The organism is Blastococcus sp. SYSU DS0539, from assembly GCF_054050855.1.
On sequence record NZ_JBJHAF010000003.1, the window covers coordinates 379032 to 397530 of the forward strand.

General features: G+C 74.9%; 18 protein-coding genes. 10 read left to right on the forward strand and 8 right to left on the reverse strand.

Features of this window, described 5'->3' with window-relative positions:
* Positions 1–80: 80 nt before the first annotated feature.
* Positions 81–941 carry a manganese catalase family protein gene (locus tag ACI790_RS06070; protein ID WP_456568887.1) on the forward strand — a complete coding sequence of 287 codons (861 nt, stop codon included), beginning with the start codon at positions 81–83 and terminating at the stop codon, positions 939–941.
* Positions 942–1042: 101 nt separating this feature from the next.
* Positions 1043–1324, forward strand: a complete 282-nt coding sequence (locus tag ACI790_RS06075; RefSeq protein WP_456568888.1) for a hypothetical protein — start codon at positions 1043–1045, stop codon at positions 1322–1324.
* A gap of 158 nt (positions 1325–1482) precedes the next feature.
* On the opposite strand, the gene ACI790_RS06080 is transcribed toward ACI790_RS06075, so the two are convergent.
* The 6 genes from ACI790_RS06080 to ACI790_RS06105 form a co-directional block, all read right to left on the reverse strand.
* Positions 1483–3093, reverse strand: coding sequence for a solute symporter family protein (locus ACI790_RS06080; protein WP_456568889.1), 1611 nt, complete (start codon positions 3091–3093; stop codon positions 1483–1485).
* Positions 3086–3487 (reverse strand): DUF485 domain-containing protein, encoded by a 402-nt coding sequence (locus tag ACI790_RS06085; protein ID WP_456568890.1) that lies wholly within the window; start codon positions 3485–3487, stop codon positions 3086–3088. The genes ACI790_RS06080 and ACI790_RS06085 overlap by 8 nt, the downstream gene beginning before the upstream one ends.
* Positions 3488–3755: 268 nt before the next feature.
* The gene (locus ACI790_RS06090; protein ID WP_456568891.1) at positions 3756–5276 is read right to left on the reverse strand and encodes a sodium/solute symporter; all 1521 of its coding nucleotides are present in this window, start codon (positions 5274–5276) and stop codon (positions 3756–3758) included.
* A 24-nt stretch (positions 5277–5300) separates the two neighbouring features.
* Entirely contained in the window at positions 5301–5675 is a 375-nt protein-coding gene (locus ACI790_RS06095; protein ID WP_456568892.1) for a hypothetical protein, read from the reverse strand.
* 3 nt (positions 5676–5678) lie between these two features.
* A complete protein-coding gene (locus ACI790_RS06100) occupies positions 5679–6422 on the reverse strand; it encodes a LytR/AlgR family response regulator transcription factor (protein ID WP_456568893.1) in 744 nt (247 codons plus the stop codon).
* 68 nt (positions 6423–6490) lie between these two features.
* Entirely contained in the window at positions 6491–7615 is a 1125-nt protein-coding gene (locus tag ACI790_RS06105; RefSeq protein WP_456568894.1) for a sensor histidine kinase, read from the reverse strand.
* Positions 7616–7838: 223 nt separating this feature from the next.
* On the opposite strand from ACI790_RS06105, the gene ACI790_RS06110 reads away from it, so the two are divergent.
* The gene (locus ACI790_RS06110) at positions 7839–9152 is read left to right on the forward strand and encodes a Rieske 2Fe-2S domain-containing protein (protein ID WP_456568895.1); all 1314 of its coding nucleotides are present in this window, start codon (positions 7839–7841) and stop codon (positions 9150–9152) included.
* A gap of 5 nt (positions 9153–9157) precedes the next feature.
* On the opposite strand, the gene ACI790_RS06115 is transcribed toward ACI790_RS06110, so the two are convergent.
* Complete coding sequence (locus tag ACI790_RS06115; protein WP_456568896.1) at positions 9158–9310, reverse strand: hypothetical protein; 153 nt, start codon at positions 9308–9310, stop codon at positions 9158–9160.
* A gap of 106 nt (positions 9311–9416) precedes the next feature.
* Here ACI790_RS06115 and ACI790_RS06120 point away from each other — a divergent pair, with 106 nt between their 5' ends.
* From ACI790_RS06120 to ACI790_RS06145, 6 genes are all read left to right on the forward strand, one after another.
* Complete coding sequence (locus ACI790_RS06120) at positions 9417–10007, forward strand: hypothetical protein (RefSeq protein WP_456568897.1); 591 nt, start codon at positions 9417–9419, stop codon at positions 10005–10007.
* A gap of 75 nt (positions 10008–10082) precedes the next feature.
* Complete coding sequence (locus ACI790_RS06125; protein WP_456568898.1) at positions 10083–11270, forward strand: sensor histidine kinase; 1188 nt, start codon at positions 10083–10085, stop codon at positions 11268–11270.
* Positions 11267–11962, forward strand: coding sequence for a response regulator (locus ACI790_RS06130; protein WP_456568899.1), 696 nt, complete (start codon positions 11267–11269; stop codon positions 11960–11962). The genes ACI790_RS06125 and ACI790_RS06130 overlap by 4 nt, the downstream gene beginning before the upstream one ends.
* Before the next feature lie 228 nt (positions 11963–12190).
* Positions 12191–12964, forward strand: a complete 774-nt coding sequence (locus ACI790_RS06135; RefSeq protein WP_456568900.1) for an ABC transporter ATP-binding protein — start codon at positions 12191–12193, stop codon at positions 12962–12964.
* Between the two features lie 13 nt (positions 12965–12977).
* The gene (locus ACI790_RS06140) at positions 12978–15440 is read left to right on the forward strand and encodes an ABC transporter permease (protein WP_456568901.1); all 2463 of its coding nucleotides are present in this window, start codon (positions 12978–12980) and stop codon (positions 15438–15440) included.
* 62 nt (positions 15441–15502) lie between these two features.
* A complete protein-coding gene (locus tag ACI790_RS06145) occupies positions 15503–16708 on the forward strand; it encodes an MBL fold metallo-hydrolase (RefSeq protein WP_456568902.1) in 1206 nt (401 codons plus the stop codon).
* Between the two features lie 114 nt (positions 16709–16822).
* Here the strand turns inward: ACI790_RS06145 and ACI790_RS06150 are convergent, their stop codons facing one another.
* Complete coding sequence (locus ACI790_RS06150) at positions 16823–17677, reverse strand: Fpg/Nei family DNA glycosylase (RefSeq protein ID WP_456568903.1); 855 nt, start codon at positions 17675–17677, stop codon at positions 16823–16825.
* Between the two features lie 210 nt (positions 17678–17887).
* Between ACI790_RS06150 and ACI790_RS06155 the strand changes: the two genes are divergently transcribed.
* Entirely contained in the window at positions 17888–18466 is a 579-nt protein-coding gene (locus ACI790_RS06155; protein WP_456568904.1) for an AMIN-like domain-containing (lipo)protein, read from the forward strand.
* Positions 18467–18499: the final 33 nt, after the last annotated feature.

Genomic DNA, 18499 nt, shown 5'->3' on the forward strand with positions numbered 1-18499 from the left:
GGCACCGGTGGGCCACCCGGGGCGGGCAGATCCCCTGTGTCACCGCGATCGCGGGACGGCGACGACGCAGAGGAGACACCGTGTTCACGCACACCCAGGCGCTGCAGTACGAGGCCAAGCCCGACGGCCCGGACCCGGACTTCGCGCGCAAGCTCCAGGAGGTCCTCGGCGGTCAGTGGGGCGAGATGACCGTCGCCACCCAGTACCTGCTGCAGGGCTGGAACTGCCGGCTGCCCGGCAAGTACAAGGACATGCTCCTCTCGATCGGCACCGAGGAGCTCGCCCACGTCGAGATCCTGGTGACGATGATCGACCGGCTGCTGGACCACATGCCGCTCAAGCCGGACTCGTCCGACCGCACGAAGGAGGCCGCGGCGGGCTACGGCCAGCACAACCCGCAGCACCCGCTCGTCAACGGCGGTGGCGCGTCCTACATGGACAGCATGGGCAACCCGTGGACCGGTGCGTACGTGACCGCCAGCGGCAACCTGATGGCCGACTTCCACTACAACGCCACCGCCGAGATGCAGGGCCGGCTGCAGGTCTCCCGGCTCTACAACATGACCGACGACCCGGGCGTGAAGGAGACGCTGAAGTTCCTGATCGCCCGTGACCACATGCACCAGATGCAGTGGCTCGCCGCCATCGAGGAGCTCAAGGCCGACGGGCTGGAGGGCATCCCGGTGCCCGAGGCGTTCCCGATCGAGGAGGAGCCGGGCGACGCCGGCTACGCCTTCATCCTCGCCTCGGACGGCCCCGAGGCGGCCGCCGGCCGCTGGGCGCACGGCCCGACCCCGGACGGCCGCGGCGAGTTCACCGCCCGCCCGATCGAGGCCGCCGCCGACGCCCCGCAGCTGCCCCCGGGCGACCCGCGGCTGTTCCCGACGCCGCAGATGCCGGGCCAGTCGATGCTGCAGAAGGCCAAGGACCTGCTCACCTGAGGCCTGGCCTCACCCCGTTGCGCCGTCGCCGTGCCGGTGGCCCACCCTTCCCCGGGTGCGGCCGCCGGCCCGGCGGGCCACCCCCTCCAGGAGGTCCTGCCGTGCACCCCCACCTGCACCTGCCCCGCCTGCCGCTGGCCGCCGTCCTGCTCTCGGTGGTCTACCTCGCCGCCATCGCCGTCGCAGTCGGCGCCGCCGGCCAGCACACGGCCGCCGGCCTGGTCGTGCTCACCGGCCTGGTCGCCCGCTGGGCCGTCCGCGCCCGCCGCCCCGAGCGCGCGACCACCCCGGTGGCGCTCGCCGTCGCGGGTACGGCCACCGCGGTCGACGCCGCCCTCCCCGCCGAACCCGCTCCGGTGACCCCGGCCCGCGCCGCCGCCTGATCCCGCCGTCCGCGCCGCGCAGCAGCCGGCCGGCTCGAGGCCGCGGAACGCGCGAGGCGCGCGCCCCCCGCAGGGGACGCGCGCCTCGGCTGTGCCGGCCTGCCTCCAGGGGCCCGCACCGAGCGGAGCGAGGTGCGGGGAGGAGGCGGGTCCTTCTCTCAGTGCTGGACGGCCTTCTCCGCCCCGATGCCGGTGAAGGCGCGGACCTCGAGCTCGGCCCACTTCGCCTCGTTCGGCTTCTCCTTGGTGAGCACGGTGCCCAGGTACCCGAGGAGGAAGGACGCCGGGATCGACACCAGGCCCGGGTTGCGCAGCGGGAACCAGGCGAAGTCGACGTTCGGGAGCATCGACGTCTCGGCGCCGGAGACGACCGGCGAGAAGATGATCAGCCCGACGCAGATGATCAGACCGCCGTAGATCGACCACAGCGCGCCCTGGGTGGTGAAGCGCTTCCAGAACAGCGTGTAGAGGATCGTCGGGAGGTTCGCCGAGGCGGCCACCGCGAAGGCCAGCGCCACCAGGAAGGCGATGTTCAGCCCGGCGCGCAGCGCCAGGATGCCCAGCCCGATGGAGATCGCGCCGATGACGACGGCGGTGAGCCGGGCGACCTTGACCTCGCCGTTCGGCGGGACGTCGCCCTTCTTGATCACCGAGGCGTACACGTCGTGCGCGAAGGACGCCGACGCGGTGATCGTCAGGCCGGCCACCACCGCGAGGATGGTCGCGAACGCGACACCCGCGATGATGCCGAGCAGCACCGTGCCACCGAGCTCGAACGCCAGCAGCGGTGCGGCGGCGTTGACCCCGCCCGGTGCGGCGACGATGGTGTCGGCGCCGACCATGGCCCCGGCGCCGTAGCCGATGACCAGGCTGAACAGGTAGAAGATGCCGATCAGCCAGATCGCCCAGACCACCGACGTCCGGGCGGCCTTCGCCGTCGGCACGGTGTAGAAGCGCATCAGCACGTGCGGCAGCCCGGCGGTGCCGAGCACCAGGGCCAGCGCCAGGCTGATGAAGTCCAGCCGGGTCGTCTCGCTGACGCCGTACTGGGCACCCGGCCGCAGGACGACGTCGGTGCCGCTCTCCGCTGCGCCACCGAGCAGCGCCGACAGGTTGAAGCCGTAGTCGGCGAGCACCCAGATGGTCATCACGAGCGCGCCGGCGATGAGCAGCGAGGCCTTGATGATCTGCACCCAGGTGGTGCCGCGCATGCCGCCGACGAGGACGTAGAAGATCATCAGCGCGCCGACGATCGTGACGACCAGCGCCTCGGCCACCGGCCCGCTCACGCCCAGGAGCAGGGCGACCAGCCCGCCGGCCCCGGCCATCTGCGCCAGCAGGTAGAACAGCGAGACCGCCAGCGTGGAGATGGCGGCCGCGGTGCGCACCGGGCCCTGCCGCATCCGGAACGCCAGCACGTCGGCCATGGTGAACCGGGCGGTGTTGCGCATCAGCTCGGCGACCAGCAGCAGCGCGACCAGCCACGCCACCAGGAAACCGATGGAGTAGAGGAAGCCGTCGTAGCCGTAGATGGCGATGGCGCCGGCGATGCCGAGGAACGAGGCCGCCGACAGGTAGTCGCCGGCGATGGCCAGGCCGTTCTGCTGGCCGGTGATGGTGCGCCCGGCGGCGTAGTAGTCGGCCGCGCTCTTGTTGTTGCGGCTGGCCCGGAAGGTGATGGCCAGCGTGACGACGACGAACGCCCCGAAGATCGAGATGTTGATCGCCGGGTTGCCGATGGTGGCGTCGGCGGCGAGCACGTCAAGCACGGGTGGCCCCCTGGGTGTGGGTGTGGGTGTCCTCGCCGGCGGCCGTGCCGGGCGCGAACTCGTGGGCCTCGAGGCGCTCGCGCATCTCGTCGGCGATGGGGTCGGTGCGCCGGTTGGCGTGCGCGACGTAGAGGTGCGTGATCACGAAGGTGGTCACGAACTGGGCGAGGCCGAACAGCAGCCCCACGTTCACGTTGCCGAAGACCTCCGTCGACATGAAGTCGGTCGCGTAGGTCGAGAGCAGGACGTAGAGCAGGTACCAGACGATGAAGGCCACGGTCATCGGGAAGGCGAAGCTGCGGAACCGCTTCTTCAGCTCCACGAACTCGGGTGAGTCCTGCGCGGCGCGGTACTCCTCGGGCGTCAGCAGACGCCGTTCCTGTGGATCGGTCACGGTGCGAGCTCCTGGTTCGATCGAGCGGGGCGTCGACATGCGAACAGTCGGAATGTGAGCCCTGTCACGGTAGGGCGCACAGGCCGCGGAGAGCAGCGGTCGCGTCGCCGCTGCGCCGAGCGGTGAGCAGGAGTCGGCGTACGGCAGGTCCGGCGGGACGAGCGGTCGCGGGGTGCACCTCGGTGCGGCGGGAGCGCGCCCGGCTCGCCACGGTTCGTCCCCCCGGGGTCCGGTCCGTGCGCAGGATCTCCCTGGTCAGGGAGCCGGCTCACCGCGGCAGGATCCCGCGGTCGAGCTGCACCGCCTCGGGAGTGTGCAGCCGCACCATGGTGCGGGCGGCATGCCGCGGCACCCGTCGGGGCGTGGCCAGCGACACCGCCACCATGGTGAGGAACGCGAGCGGGACGGTCCAGGCCGCCGGCTGGGCGAGCAGCGCCCCCGGCCACCCGGCCGGGGCCGCGCCGAACAGGGTGGCCAGCACCGCGCCGCCGGCGCACCCGCCGCCGACCAGCATCCCGGCGATCGCACCGGCGTCGGTCAGCCGGCGCCACCAGATGCCGAGCACGAGCAGCGGGCAGAACGTGGAGGCGGCGAAGGCGAAGGCCAGCCCGACCGCCCGGGCGACGCCCACCCCCTCGGCCAGCAGAGCCAGGCCCAACGGGACGAGGACCGCGACGACGGCCCCGGCCTGGAAGGCGCGCACGCCGCCGAGCCGGCGGCCCAGACCGTCCTGGCTGATGACGCCGGCCACCGCGACGGTCAGCCCGGACGACGTGGACAGGAACGCCGCGAACGCCCCGGCGGTGGTCAGCGCCGACAGCAGGTCGCCCAACGTGCCGGCCAGCATCCGGGACGGCAGCTCCAGCACCAGGGAATCGGTGTCGCCGCTGGCGATGAGGTCCGGCGCGTAGAGCCGACCCAGCCCGCCGTACACCGGCGGCAGGAGGTAGAAGAGCCCCAGCAGTGCCAGCACGAACAGGGTCGTGCGCCGCGCCGCGGCCCCGTCGGGGTTGGTGTAGAAGCGCACCACGACGTGCGGGAGGCCCATCGTGCCGAGGAACGTGGCGACGATGATCGAGTACGTGGTGTAGAGCTGGTGCTCGCCGGTCCCGGCCAGCGGGGACTCCCAGGAGTCCCCGGGCGTCGTCCCGGTCGAGGCTGGGGACACCCCGCCGTCGCCCAGCCAGATGGTCACCATGAACAGCAGCGGGAACAGCAGCGCGGTGAGCTTGAGCCAGTACTGGAAGGCCTGGACGAAGGTGATGCTGCGCATGCCGCCGAAGAGCACGTTGACCAGCACCACCGTCGCGACGAGCACGCCGCCCAGCCAGGCCCCGGTCCCGGTGGTGGCGGCCAGCGCGATCCCGGCGCCCTGGAACTGCGGCATGAGGTACAGCCAGCCGATGGCCACGACGAGCAGCGCGGACAGCCGGCGCACCCCGCGCGACTCCAGCCGGCTCTCGGCGAAGTCGGGCAGCGTGTAGGCGCCGGAGCGGCGCAGCGGCGCGGCGACGAGGACCAGCAGGACGAGGTAGCCGGCCGTCCAGCCGACCGGATACCACAGCATCTCCGTGCCGAACGCCAGCACCAGACCGGCGACGCCGAGGAAGGACGCCGCGGAGAGGTACTCCCCACCGATGGCCGAGGCGTTCAACCCGGGCCGCACGGTGCGGGAGGCCACGAAGAAGTCGCTGGTGGTGCGGGAGAACCGCCAGCCGTAGGCGCCCACCGCCAACGTGGCCACGACGACGGCCGTGACCGCGACGACGCTGTAGCCCGCGGCGCTCACGAACGGTTCCTCATCGGCCGGGGGTCAGGAGCGGTCGAGCACGTCGGTGAAGGCGCGTTCGTTGCGCTCGGCGGCCCGTACGTAGAGCCAGCCGATCGCGAACAGGAACGGGTAGACGGCGAACGCCAGGAGGAACCACGGGAGCGGCACGGCGAGCACTTCCACCGTGGACAGATCCGGCGCGAGCCAGAACAGCAGGGGGATCCCGCCGACCACCACGACGAGGGTGGTGAGGGCGAGCAGCGCCAGCCTGAGCTGGGAGCGCAGCAGCGAGGACATGTACACCTCGCCCAGGGCGGTCTGGGCGTCGATCTCGCGGGCGACCGGGACCGGCTGCACGCGTGCGGCGCCGGTGCGCGGGCTGGTGACGCGCACCCGGCGGGGCGAGGTGTCCGGCACCGGTCAGCTCCGGCCCTGCGTGCCCGGTCGGGCGCGCCGCACCAGGAGGTCGCGCAGTTCCCGGGTGTGCCGCCGGCTCACGACCAGCTCGGTGCCGCCGACGACCACCGTGCACCGCCCGGCGTCCATCCGGACCTCCTGGACGTGCTGGAGCGCGACCAGCAGCGACCGGTGGATCCGCACGAAGCCGGCGTCCTTCCAGCTCTCCTCCAAGGTGGTCAGCGGCACGCGGACCAGGTGGCTGCCCGAAGCGGTGTGCAGCCTCGCGTAGTCACCCTGCGCCTCGACGTAACCGACGCTGGAACGCGGGACGAACCTCGTCACACCGCCCAGCTCCACGGCGATGTCGTCGTCCACCGGCACGGGTCCCCCGGCCCGCGCGCCGACCACCCGGCGGACCGCCTCGGCCAGCCGGTCGTCGCGGACCGGCTTGAGGACGTAGTCGACGGCGCCGAGCTCGAAGGCGTCCACCGCGTGGTCGTCGTACGCGGTCACGAAGACGACCGGCGGCGGCACCTTGAACCGGGACAGCACGCGCGCCAGGTCGACCCCGCCGAGCCCGGGCATCCGGATGTCGAGGAAGACGGCGTCGACCGACCGCTCCTGGAGCAGGCGGAGCGCCTCGGTGGCCGAGTCGCTGGTCAGCACGGTCGCGATCCGCCCGTCCCGCTCGAGCAGCCAGCGCAGCTCCTCGAGGGCCGGGCGTTCGTCGTCCACCACCAGGACGGTCAACCCGTCTGCGGTCACGACACCTCCTCGCCGGCGGTCGTCGACGTCACCTCGGCCCGTGCGCGTGCGGGACGCCGCCCACTCGGTCACGGGTGCACTCCGGGCGCGAACTTGGGAACCCGCACGATCACCTTGGTCCCCGCGCCAGGGGCGGTCTCGACGACCAGACCGTAGTCGTCGCCGAAGGCGGTGCGCAGCCGGGCGTCGACGTTCCCCAGCCCCACCGAGTCGACCGAGACGTCACCGGCGAGGGCCCGCCGCACCTTCTCCGGGTCCTCGCCGATCCCGTCGTCCTCGACCGAGATCAGGCACTCCCCGCCCTGGTCGGCGGCGATGATGGTCACCGTCCCGGTGCCCGGCTTGCGTTCCAGACCGTGCCGCACCGCGTTCTCCACCAGCGGCTGCAGGCAGAGGAACGGGACGGCGACCGGCAGCACCTCCTGCGCCACCCGGAGCGTGACCTGGAGCCGGTCACCGAACCGCGCCTTCTCCAGCACCAGGTACCGCTCGATGGACCGCAGCTCCTCGGCCAGGGTCGTGTACTCGCCGTGGTGGCTGAAGGAGTACCGGGTGAAGTCGGCGAACTCCAGCAGGAGCTCCCGTGCCCGCTCGGGATCGGTCCGGACGAACGAGGCGATCGCGGTCAGCGAGTTGTAGATGAAGTGGGGGCTGATCTGCGCCCGCAGCGCCCGGACCTCGGCCTCCATCAGCCGCGTCCTCGAGGCGTCGAGCTCGGCGAGTTCCAGGTTCCCCGACACCCACCGCGCGACCTCGGTCACGGCCCGGACGAGTCCGGCGGAGGCCGAGGAGGTGAACGCCTGCAGGGTGCCGACGACCCGGTCCTCCACCACGAGCGGGCTGACCACCACCTGCCGCAGCCCGCAGCCGGCGTCCGCGCAGGGGAAGTCCGCGCGGTCGCGGACCACGGTGTTGCCCGACTCCAGGACGATGGCAGCGAGAGCTGCCGCGTCCCGCTCGTGGTGGCCGAAGCGGCCGTCCCAGGCCAACGCCGTCACGGTGTCGGTCAGCGCGACGGCCGGAACCCCGAGCAGGTCCCGCAGGTGCCGGATCGCGCGTCCGGCGGAGCCGCTGGTCAGGCCCTCGCGCAGCTCCGGCGCCGTGAGGGAGGCCGAGTGGAGGGTCCGGAACGTCGCCTGCTCCGCCTCCGTGCCCAGGTGACCGGGGCGCAGCCAGCGCAGTGCGTCGCGCATCGACGGGGTCTCCCTCCAGGCGGGCCGACCGTCGGACGGTGAGCCAGCGAACCCTAGACCCTGACGGCCCGCGCAGGTCAGCGATCCCGGACGTGTCCCCGGGTCGGGGCACGACCCTCGACCCGTTCAATCCGCGGCCGCCGGGCACACGGTCGGGCCGAGACGTAGCCGGATCGCGCCATCGCCGTAACCCCGTGTGCACAGGGCACGGGTGCAATGGCTCATGGCCGCATCCAGTGCTGCGTCGTCGGGATGGTTCGCGGTGGCCCGCGCCGCCGAGGTGGGCACCACGCCGGTGCCGGTGGGCGCGGGGGGCCGCCCCTACGTCGTCGTCCGGCTGCGTCCCGGGGGTGAGGTGATCGCGTTCCCCGCCCGGTGCCCGCACCGGGCGGCGCCGCTCGCGACCGCCACGGTCAGCGGCGGGCGGTTGGAGTGCGCCCGGCACGGCTGGCGGTTCGACGCCGACGGCCGCTGCGTCGCCGCCCCCTCCCTCGGGCCGGGCGGCGTCCTCCCGCCGCGGGCGGACCTGCCGATGCCGTGGGCGGTGGAGGAGCGGCACGGGTGGGTGTGGCTGGCCCCCGACCGGACGGCGGCGGCGGTCCCGGCGCGGCCCGTCGGCCCCCCGCGCGCCGAGCCGGCACCCCCGCTGCCGCCGCCGCAGGGGCCGGTGTTCTCGAACCTCGACCCCTCGCTCGCCGCGGCCTGGCACCCGGTGGCGCTCTCCGGCGACCTCCGCCTCGGGGGCTGGCTGCAGGTCCGGCTGCTGGGGCGCACCTGGATGCTGCGGCGGGACGACGGCGGCCTGCGGGTGGATCCGCCGGCGTTCGGCGTCCGGGAGCGGCAGGGGGTGGTCGAGCTGGCCCCGGAGGAGCCGGCCGACGTCCCGCTCGACGTGCCGGAGGCCACCGACCGGCGGTTCGTCTCCCGCTGGCTGGCGCCCCGGCGCACCGCCGCGCCCGCGGCCGTCGTCGCCGACCTGCTGCTCGACGTCGCCCGGCTGCCGTTCGTGCACGGGGCGACGACCGGGGCCGCGGACCACCCGGAGGTCCCGCCGTACGAGGTGGTCCGGGAGGCCGGCGGGTTCACCAGCGTGCAGGAGCAGTGGTGCGACGACCCGCTGGACCCCGAGGTCGCCCTCGGCGGGCGCCCGCTGCGGCAGCGCCGGCGGGCCACCTACGCCTACCGGGCGCCGTTCCGGCTGCGGCTGCGCCGCGACCAGCTGGACTCCGGTTCGACGACGACGGTGCTCACGCTGCTCCAGCCGGAGGACCCGGACTCCACGCGCGTGCTCACCCGGCTGCTGCTGTCGGCGGGCCCGGGCCGCCCGCTCCCCTCCCGCGCGATGCTGGCCGACGCCGTCGCCGCGGAGCAGCGGGCGCTGGACGCCGACCTCGCGCTGCTGGCCGGCACCGGTCTCCCCGGCCTGCCCCTGGACCGCCGCGAGGAGCTGCACCTGCCCGCCGACCGGCTGGGGCTCGCGCTGCGCGACGCGCTCTGCGACTTCCGGACGATCGGGCGGCCGCGGCTGGCCGCCTGAAGCGCTCACCCCGCCGGCAGCGGCTCCCCGCAGCGGGGGCAGGTGGTCGGCGGGTCCTCGTCGGCCAGCCCACCGCACGCCGGGCACACCCGGCGCAGCCAGCAGGCCGGGTCGCCGCCGTCGTCGTCGGGCACCCGCCGCGCCCGGTCGTCCTCCACGCGGCCTCCTGAATGCGACAACTCTGTTGCGGTCCGCCGACCGGAGGGTTCCGGCGACCGGCCGGGGTAGCCCTGGACGGTCGCACGCCACTCCGGGAGGACCAGCATGACCCGCCGCCGCACGCGCACGCACCCGCTCGCCGCCCTGCTCTTCGCCGCGGCCCTGCCCCTGGCCGCCTGCGGTGGGGGCGAGGACGGCGGGGACGTGGGCGTGGACGACATGGACAACCCGCTCGACGTCCCCGGCGACGAGGTGATCGGCGGGAACCCCGGCCCCGACGAAGCGGTGACGGAGGACATCAAGATCACCGCCCTGCAGCTCGCCTACCCCGAGGACGGCGTGTGGGAGCAGGGCGAGGAGGTGCCGCTGTACGCGGCCATCGCCAACACCGGCGTGACCGGTGACCGGTTGATCGAGGTGCGCGGCGCGGACTTCGCCGGCGCCGAGCTGACCGGGCTCGAGGGAACCGCCGGCGCGATCGAGGTGACCGAGGACGACAACGTCTACCTGGAGCCGGAGGGCCCGCCGTCGGTGGTGCTCACGGACCTGGACATGTCCCTGCGCTCCTCCCAGTCGATCCCGGTCACGTTCGTGTTCGAGCAGGCCGGCGAGGTGACGCTGGAGGCGCCGGTGGCCTCCTCGCCCCCCGGCCAGGGGGACTTCACCGCGCCGGAGGACCCGACGACCGAGAACTGATCGTCCTGGGGGAGGACGCGGAGATCCTCCCGCGGGGCGACGAGACCGGACGGCGGGCTCCCTAGGCTTCGGCTCATGGACCGGTCCGCGCCCGTCGAGCGCCTGACGGCGGCGCTGCGCGAGCGGCCGTTCCGCGTCGACCTGGCGCTGGCGGCGGCGATCGGCCTGGTCACCGTCGTCCTCCCCGCCGGCGCCTACTGGCCGGGCGAGGCGGCGGCGTTCGTCGTCGGCGTGCTGCTCGTGGCGCCGTTGGCGTGGCGGCGCCGGGCGCCGGTCCACGCCGCGGCGGCCGTCGTCGCGGCCGGCCTGCTCGAGCTGGTCGTCGTCGACCAGTTCCTCGCCGCCAACGTCGCGGCCCTGGTGATGGTGTACTCGCTGGCCGGCTACGCCCCGCGCTGGGCGAGCCAGGCCGGGCTGGGCATCGGCCTGGCCGGCGCGCTCCTCGCCGCCCTGCGGTACCTCGGAGAGAACCTCGTCTACAGCGCGATCCCCACCGCGGGCGCGATCGGCGTCTCGGTGGTCGCCGCCTGGGCGCTGGGCGACCTGCGGCGGGCACGGCTCCAGCGGTTGGCCGCGCTCGAGGAGCGCGCGCAGCTGCTGGAGCTCGAGCGCGACCAGGAGATGCGGCTGGCCGCCACGGCCGAGCGCGCCCGCATCGCCCGCGAGATGCACGACGTCGTCGCGCACTCCCTGTCGGTCGTCGTCGCGCAGGCCGACGGCGGGCGCTACGCCGGGAAGGCGGATCCGCAGGCGGCCACCGACGCGCTGGAGGCGATCGCCGCCACCGGCCGGCAGGCGCTCACCGACATGCGCGCGCTGCTCGGCGTGCTCCGCGACGGTGGCGGCGAGGAGTACGCCCCGCAGCCCGACGTCGCCGCGATCCCGGCCCTGGTCGAGGACGTGCGCGCCAGCGGCCTCGACGTCGACCTCATCGTGGAGGGGACGCCGCAGCCGATGCCCGCCGGACCGCAGCTGGCCGCCTACCGGATCGTGCAGGAGTCGCTCACCAACGTGCTCAAGCACGCGGGCCCCGCCGGCCGCGCCTGGGTGCGCCTGCAGTGGCGGCCGGACGCCCTCGAGCTCTCCGTGCTCGACGACGGCCGGGGCGCCGCGGCGGCGGTGACCGGCTCCGACGGGAGAGGCCAGGGGCTGCGCGGCATGCGCGAGCGGGCCCAGCTGCACGGCGGGCGGCTCGAGGCCGGCCCGCGCCACGGCGGAGGGTTCGGCGTGCACGGGGCGCTGCCCTACCGTCCGTCCCGATGAGCGCGATCCGGGTCGTCCTGGTGGACGACCAGCAGATGGTCCGGGCCGGGTTCCGCATGGTGATCGACTCCCAGCCCGACCTCACCGTGGTGGGGGAGGCCGGCGACGGCGGGGCGGCGGTCGAACTGCTGGCGCGCACGCCCGCCGACGTCGTCCTGATGGACATCCGGATGCCGGGCACCGACGGGATCGAGGCCACCCGGCAGGTCACCGCGCTGCCCGAGCCACCGCGGGTGGTCGTGCTGACCACGTTCGACCTCGACGAGTACGTGGTGGCCGCGATCGGCGCCGGGGCCAGCGGCTTCCTGCTCAAGGACGCCGCCCCCGAGGAGATGCTGGCCGCCGTCCGCACCGTGTACGCGGGCGACTCGGTCATCGCGGCCAGCTCCACCCGCCGGCTGCTGCAGCACGTCGCCCCCATGCTGCGCGGCGGGGCCCCGGTCCGGCCGGCCGGCGAGGCCGACCCCGGCCTGGCGGAGCTGACCCCGCGCGAGCGCGAGGTGCTCGAGCAGATGGCCTACGGAGCCACCAACAGCGAGATCGCCGCGCACTTCTTCGTCAGCGAGGCGACGGTGAAGACCCACGTCGGCCGCGTGCTGGCCAAGACCGGCTCGCGCGACCGGGTGCAGGCCGTCGTGCTCGCCTATCGCAGCGGCCTGGTCGCCCCCGCGGACCTGCTCCGCAACGCCTGACGCTCGCCGGGCGGCCGCCGGGAGCGATGTGCGCCGGCGGCGGGTTCGGCGGACCGGAACGCGCCGCCGGCGCACATCGCCGCCCCTTCTCCACCCCCGGGATGACGGCGGGATCCGTCCGCGGGCCCATCCGCGGCGGCCGGAAGATCGCTCCGGGCTCCGACGCGGGAGGACGCCGCGGAACGGCAGCGTGATCACCGTCGAAGATCACTGCCTCCGGAGGTCCGCATGTCCGTCCCCGTCATGACCGTCCCGGGCGAGCCGCCCGCCTCGCTGTCCACCGCCGCCGTGCGCGCCTCCGGGCTCCGCAAGACCTACGGCACGGGCGAGACCGCCGTGCACGCGCTCGCCGGCGTCGACGTCGCCTTCGCCGCGGGCGAGTTCACCGCGATCATGGGCCCGTCCGGCTCGGGCAAGTCCACCCTCATGCACTGCCTGGCGGGGCTGGACGCCGCCACCGCCGGCGAGGTGTGGCTCGGCGGCACGGAGCTGACCCGGCTGCCGGACGACGAGCTGACGAAGCTGCGCCGCTCCCGGATCGGGTTCGTCTTCCAGTCCTTCAACCTGCTCCCGGTGCTCGACGCCCGCGACAACATCGCGCTGCCCATGCAGCTGGCCGGGCAGCGCCCCGACAAGGCCTGGCTGGACTCGGTCATCGCCCGGCTGGGGCTGCGCGAGCGGCTCGGCCACCGCCCGCACGAGCTGTCGGGCGGCCAGCAGCAGCGGGTGGCGATCGCCCGCGCGCTGCTCCCCCGCCCGGACGTCGTCTTCGCCGACGAGCCCACCGGCAACCTGGACTCGCGCTCCGGCGCCGAGGTCCTCGGCCTGCTGCGGTCGAGCGTGAAGGAGACCGGCCAGACCGTCGTCATGGTCACCCACGACCCAGTCGCCGCCGCCTACGCCGACCGCGTCGTGCTGCTGGCCGACGGCCGGCTCGCCGGCGACATCGACGCCCCGACGGCGGAGTCCGTGCTGGACGCGCTCCGCGGGCTGGGGGCCTGACGTCATGCGCGCAATGTCCACCGTGACCCGGGCGAGCATCCGGGCCCATCTCCCCCGCCTGATCGCCTCCACCCTCGCGATCGTCATCGCCGTGGGCTTCGTGGTCGCCACCCTGGTGCTCAACGAGACCACCCGGGCCACCGTGCTGACGGCCGCCGGCGCCCAGTACGTGGACACCGACGTGGTGGTCACCTCCGACAGCGGCACCGGGCTGGCCGGGCACGTCGACACCCTCACCGGGCTGGGCGGCGTGCAGGCCGTCGACCCGACCTGGCAGACCTCCGTGCAGGCGGTCACCCCCGGGCGCACCGGCGCCCAGTACCTGCTGGTCGAGTCGGTGGCCGCCGACCCGCAGCTGCGCTGGCAGCAGCTCACCGACGGCGCACTGCCCGTACGGCCGGGCGAGATCGCGGTCAGCGAGCGCGTCGGCGCCGCGGTCGGCGACGTCGTCCCCGTCTCCAGCTTCGACGCCGAGGGCACCGAGATCACCACGGACACCACCGTGACCGGCGTGGTCGACCTGGGCGGGGACCCCACCGCCGGGATCTACGGCAAGGCCTACGTGGTCGCCGACCAGGCCCGGGCCTGGGGCGCGATCGAGCCGACCGAGCTGCGGATCGCCGGGACCGCCGACGCCGAGGTCCTGGCCGGCGAGGTGCGCGCGGCCCTGTCCGACGCCGACGCCGACGTCACCGTCCGTACCGGCACGGAGCAGGCCGAGCAGTCCGTGGCGGCCCTGACCGGCGACGCCACCTGGCTGACCACCGCGCTGCTGGTGTTCGCCACGATCGCCGTCGTCGTCGCCGGGCTGGTCATCGCCAACACCTTCGCAGTCCTGCTGGCCCAGCGCACCCGCGACCTGGCGTTGCTGCGCTGCGTCGGCGCCACCGCCCGGCAGGTGCGCCGCAGCGTGCTCGGCGAGGCCCTGCTCACCGGGCTGGCCGCCTCGGTGATCGGCGTGCTCGCCGGCATCGGGCTCTCCGCCGCGGTCTCCGCGGTGGTGTCGGGGATCGACTCCCCCGTCCCGCTCTCCGGGGTGTCGGTGCCGCTGTACGCCGTGCTGGTCGGCCTCGCCGTCGGCACGGCGACCACGCTGATCGCCGCGCTGACCCCGGCCCGCGCCGCCACCCGGGTCGCCCCGCTCGCCGCGCTGCGGCCCACCGACCCGGCGCCGCTGCGCTCCCGCGGGGGCGTCGCCCGGCTGGTCACCGGGTTGCTGCTCGCCGTCCCCGGCGTCGGGCTCATGGCCCTCGGCGTGGGAACCGCGCAGATCCTCGTCTCGCTGGCCGGCGGGGTGCTCAGCGCGCTGGGTCTCCTGCTGCTGGCGCAGCGGGCCGTGCCACCGATCGTGGCCGCGGCGGGCCGCCTGCTCGGCCGGCTCGGCGGGCTCCCGGCGCGCCTGGCCACCGGCAACGCCACCCGCAACCCCCGCCGGACGGCGGCCACCGCCACCGCCCTGCTCATCGGGGTCACCCTGACCACCGCGATGGTGGTGGGCGCGAGCTCGACCCGGGCCACCGCCCAGGCCGGTCTCGCCGCGGCCTACCCGACCGACGTGGTCGTCAGCGGCTCGGGCGACGAGCTGACCAGCTCCCTGCAGGGCCGACTGGCATCGGTGGACGGCGTGGTCGCCGCCACTGCGCTGACCGGGGCGGAGGTCACCGGGCCGGGCGACACCCCCACCCTGGCCGCCGGCGTCGACGCGGCGGAGGCGCTGCCGGTGCTGCGCTCGACGGCCGACACGACGCTGCCCGAGCCGGGGCAGGTCGTGCTCGGCCGCTGGAGCGCCGAGTACTGGGGGGTGCAGGCCGGCGACCCGGTGACCGTGACCGCCGACGACCGGTCCCGCACGCTGACCGTGGTGGCCGGCGAGACCGACTACCCGCTGCTGACCGCGGCCGACCTGGAGGCGCTGGTGCCCGGAGCGCCGGTGGACACCATGTGGCTGCGGCTGGCCGACACCGCCGACCAGACCGCGGCGATCGACGAGATCACCGACCTCGCCGGCAACGCGCTGCCCGCCTCGTTCGTCACCGGGCTGGCCAGCGAGCGGGCCGCGATCGACGAGGCGGTCGACGTCCTGCTGCTGGTGGTCACCGGGCTGCTCGGCGTGGCGGTGCTCATCGCGCTCATCGGCGTCGGCAACACCCTGGCGCTGTCGGTGGTCGAACGGCGCCAGGAGAACGGCCTGCTGCGGGCCCTGGGGCTGACCCGGCGCCAGCTCCGCGCCCTGCTGGCCTGGGAGGCGGTGCTCGTCGCCGGCGTGGCCGCGGTGCTGGGCGTGCTGGTCGGCGGCGCCTACGGGCTGGTCGGGGCCGCCTCGGCGCTGGGCGAGATGGGCGAGGTGGTGATCAGCGTGCCGTGGCTGCAGGTCGGGGCGATCGTGCTGGTCGCGACGGGAGCCGGGCTGCTCGCCTCGCTGCTGCCGGCCCGCCGGGCGGCGCGGACCTCCCCCGTGGCCGCCATCGCCGGCTGACCGCCACGGAGACGTCGCCCGGTTCACAGCCATCTCGAGGCTCCGGCTGGGATGCTGGGACCGTGCCGTCCCGCCTCGCTCGCCGCACCGCCCTGACCGCCGCCGTCCTCGCGGGCCCCGTCGGCTGGTTGACGGCGGCCGCCTGGGGGCTGCCGACCGCGCTCGGCGCCCACCGCCGCCGGCTGCGCCCCGTCGTCTCCCGGTCGGCGCAGTTCTCCGACGGCACCTTCCACAACCGGATGCCGACGCCGGCGCTCTCCCCCGCCAACACCCGCGACGGGCTGCTGCGGCAGTGGCACGAGGAGCGGCACGTGGGCCTGCCGGGCGGGCCGATCCCGCTGGCGTCCGCCGAGCTGCCGGCCGATGCGGCCGAGCTCGCGGTCACCTGGTTCGGGCACGCCAGCGCGCTGCTCGAGGTCGACGGTCAGCGCGTCCTGGTGGACCCGGTGTGGGGCTACCGGGTCTCGCCGTCACCGGTGTTCGGGCCCACCCGCCTGCACGAGCCGCCGGTGGCGATCGAGGACCTGCCCCCGGTCGACGCCGTCCTCATCTCGCACGACCACTACGACCACCTGGACCTGCCGACCGTCCGGGCGCTGCTCGCCACGCAGACGGCGCCCTTCGTCGTCCCCCTGGGCATCGGCGAGCACCTGCGCAAGTGGCGCGTGCCGGAGGCCCGGATCGTCGAGCTGGACTGGGACGAGACGCACGTCGTCGGCGGGGTGACGCTCACCTGCACCGAGGCGCGGCACTTCTCCGGCCGGTACTTCCACCGCGACACCACCCTGTGGGCGTCGTGGGCGATCACCGGGCCGCGGCACCGGGTCTTCTTCGGCGGCGACACCGGGTACACGCCCGCGTTCGCCGGGATAGGCGCCCGGTTCGGGCCGTTCGACCTGACGCTGCTGCCGATCGGCGCCTACAACGACGCGTGGCACGCCATCCACATGGACCCCGAGGAGGCGGTGCGCGCGCACGGCGACCTCGGCGGGCGGGTGCTGCTGCCGATCCACTGGGCCACGTTCAACCTCGCCTTCCACCGCTGGGCCGAGCCGGTGCAGCGGCTGCTGGCCGCCGCCGGGCGGACCGGCGCGGACGTCGTCGTCCCGCAGCCGGGCGAGCGGATCGACCTCCTCTCCCCGCCACCGCTGCGCGACTGGTGGACGGCGGTCGGCTCCGCGGCGCCCGAGTCGCAGGCGGACGCCGGGGTCGGCTCGTCGGTGCTCGCGCGGACGGTGACCCGGCTGCTGTCCCTGCTGCCGGGCTGAGCTCCCGGGCCTCCGCGGGCGGTGCCGGTCGTCCTCCCCCACCGCGCGGCGTCCTCCCGCACCGCCGACCGCGTGGGAGGACGCGCCACGGATCAGCTCACCTGATCGTCGCCCTCAGCGCAGGAGTTTGGACATCCGGCGGTCGGCCAGCGGCTTGCCGCCGGTCTGGCACGTCGGGCAGTACTGCAGGGAGGTGTCCGCGAAGCTCACCTCGCGGACCGTGTCCCCGCACACCGGGCACGGCAGGCCGGTCCGCGCGTGCACCTGCAGGCCGGACCGCTTCTCGCCCTTCATCGTGGCTGCCCGCTGCCCCAGCTGGCGGTCGAGGGCGTCGCCGAGCGTCGCCCGCACCGCGTCGAAGAGACGGACCAGTTCGTCGTCGGTGAGCTTGTCGGCCATCTTGAACGGCGAGAGCCGCGCGGCGTGCAGGATCTCGTCGGAGTAGGCGTTGCCGATGCCGGCGACCAGCGTCTGGTCGGTCAGCGCGCCCTTGAGCTGGCCGGAGCGGCCGGCCATCAGCCGGGCGAAGGTCTCGCGGTCCACCGCCAGCGCGTCGGGGCCGAGCCGGGCGATGCCGGGCACCTCGGCCGGGGACCGGACGACGTAGATCGCCAGCCCCTTGCGGGTGCCCTGCTCGGTGAGGTCGAAGCCGTCCCCGTCATCGAGGTGCACCCGTAGCGCCAGCGGCCCCTTGCCCGGCTTCGGCGGCGCGGTCGGCAGGCCGGTGCGCCAGTGCAGCCACCCGGCCCGCGCGAGGTGGACGACGAGGTGGAGCCCGCTGACGTCGAGGTCGAGGAACTTGCCGTGCCGGGCGGCGCCGGTGATCTCCAGCCCGGCCAGCGACGACAGCGGCGGGTCGAAGGTCTTGATCGCCTGGACCGCGGCCAGGTCGGCGCGCGCCAGCACGTGGCCGACGGCGTTCTCGCGCAGGAACGCCGCCAGCGCCTCCACCTCGGGCAACTCGGGCACCCGACCATGATCGCGCGGATCGCGGCGTCCCGCCCTCCCCGATCCGGGCGGTTTCCGGACGCCGGCGTTGCGACGGTGCGACGACCTCATGACGGCCACGACGAGTCGGTGGAGACCTCGTTGCGGCGGCTCCGAGCGCCCTCGCCGGCGAGTACACCTCCGGCTGGAGGCCCGTCGCACCGGGCACGGGCCCGACAGTTGGAGGCTCTCGTGAACAGGATCCGACTCGGTTCCCTGGCGGTCATCGCCGGTGTGCTCACGCTGCTGCTCGGCGTCCTCGCCCCGGCGTCGGCCGGGGCTTCGACCCGCGCCCCGTACTGCGGGCTGGTGTGGGGCTCGCTGCCGGAGAGCAGCGCCGCCGCCACCGCCGGCCTGACCGTGACCGACGTGCGCGCCGGCCGGCACGCCTGCTTCGACCGCCTGGTCGTCGACCTGCGCGGTCCCGCTGCGGCGACCGGCTACTCGGTGCGCTACGTCGGCACGGTGCACGAGCAGGGCTCCGGCGCCGTCGTCCCGCTGGCGGGCGGGGCGGCGCTCCGGGTGACCGTCGACGCCCCGGCCTACGACGCGGACGGGCGGGCCACCTACCTGCCGCCCAGCCGCGGCCAGGTCGTGGACGTGGACGGCTTCCGGACGTTCGAGCAGGTGGCGTGGGCCGGTTCGTACGAAGGAACCACCACGCTGGGGATCGGCACCCGCGCCCGGCTGCCGTTCCGCACCTTCACCCTGCTCGACGCCCCGGGGGACGACGCGGTGCGCCTGGTGATCGACGTCGCCCACCGCTGGTGAGCCGAGCCGTCCACCGGCGAGCTGCGCACCGGG

What these genes read in the sequence shown, in the direction of transcription:
- ACI790_RS06105 (WP_456568894.1), bottom strand. Translation starts at nt 7,615, where the DNA reads ATGCGCGACGCACTGCGCTGGCTGCGCCCCGGTCACCTGGGCACGGAG.
- ACI790_RS06110 (WP_456568895.1), top strand. Translation starts at nt 7,839, where the DNA reads ATGGCCGCATCCAGTGCTGCGTCGTCGGGATGGTTCGCGGTGGCCCGC.
- ACI790_RS06120 (WP_456568897.1), top strand. Translation starts at nt 9,417, where the DNA reads ATGACCCGCCGCCGCACGCGCACGCACCCGCTCGCCGCCCTGCTCTTC.
- ACI790_RS06125 (WP_456568898.1), top strand. Translation starts at nt 10,083, where the DNA reads ATGGACCGGTCCGCGCCCGTCGAGCGCCTGACGGCGGCGCTGCGCGAG.
- ACI790_RS06130 (WP_456568899.1), top strand. Translation starts at nt 11,267, where the DNA reads ATGAGCGCGATCCGGGTCGTCCTGGTGGACGACCAGCAGATGGTCCGG.
- ACI790_RS06135 (WP_456568900.1), top strand. Translation starts at nt 12,191, where the DNA reads ATGTCCGTCCCCGTCATGACCGTCCCGGGCGAGCCGCCCGCCTCGCTG.
- ACI790_RS06140 (WP_456568901.1), top strand. Translation starts at nt 12,978, where the DNA reads ATGTCCACCGTGACCCGGGCGAGCATCCGGGCCCATCTCCCCCGCCTG.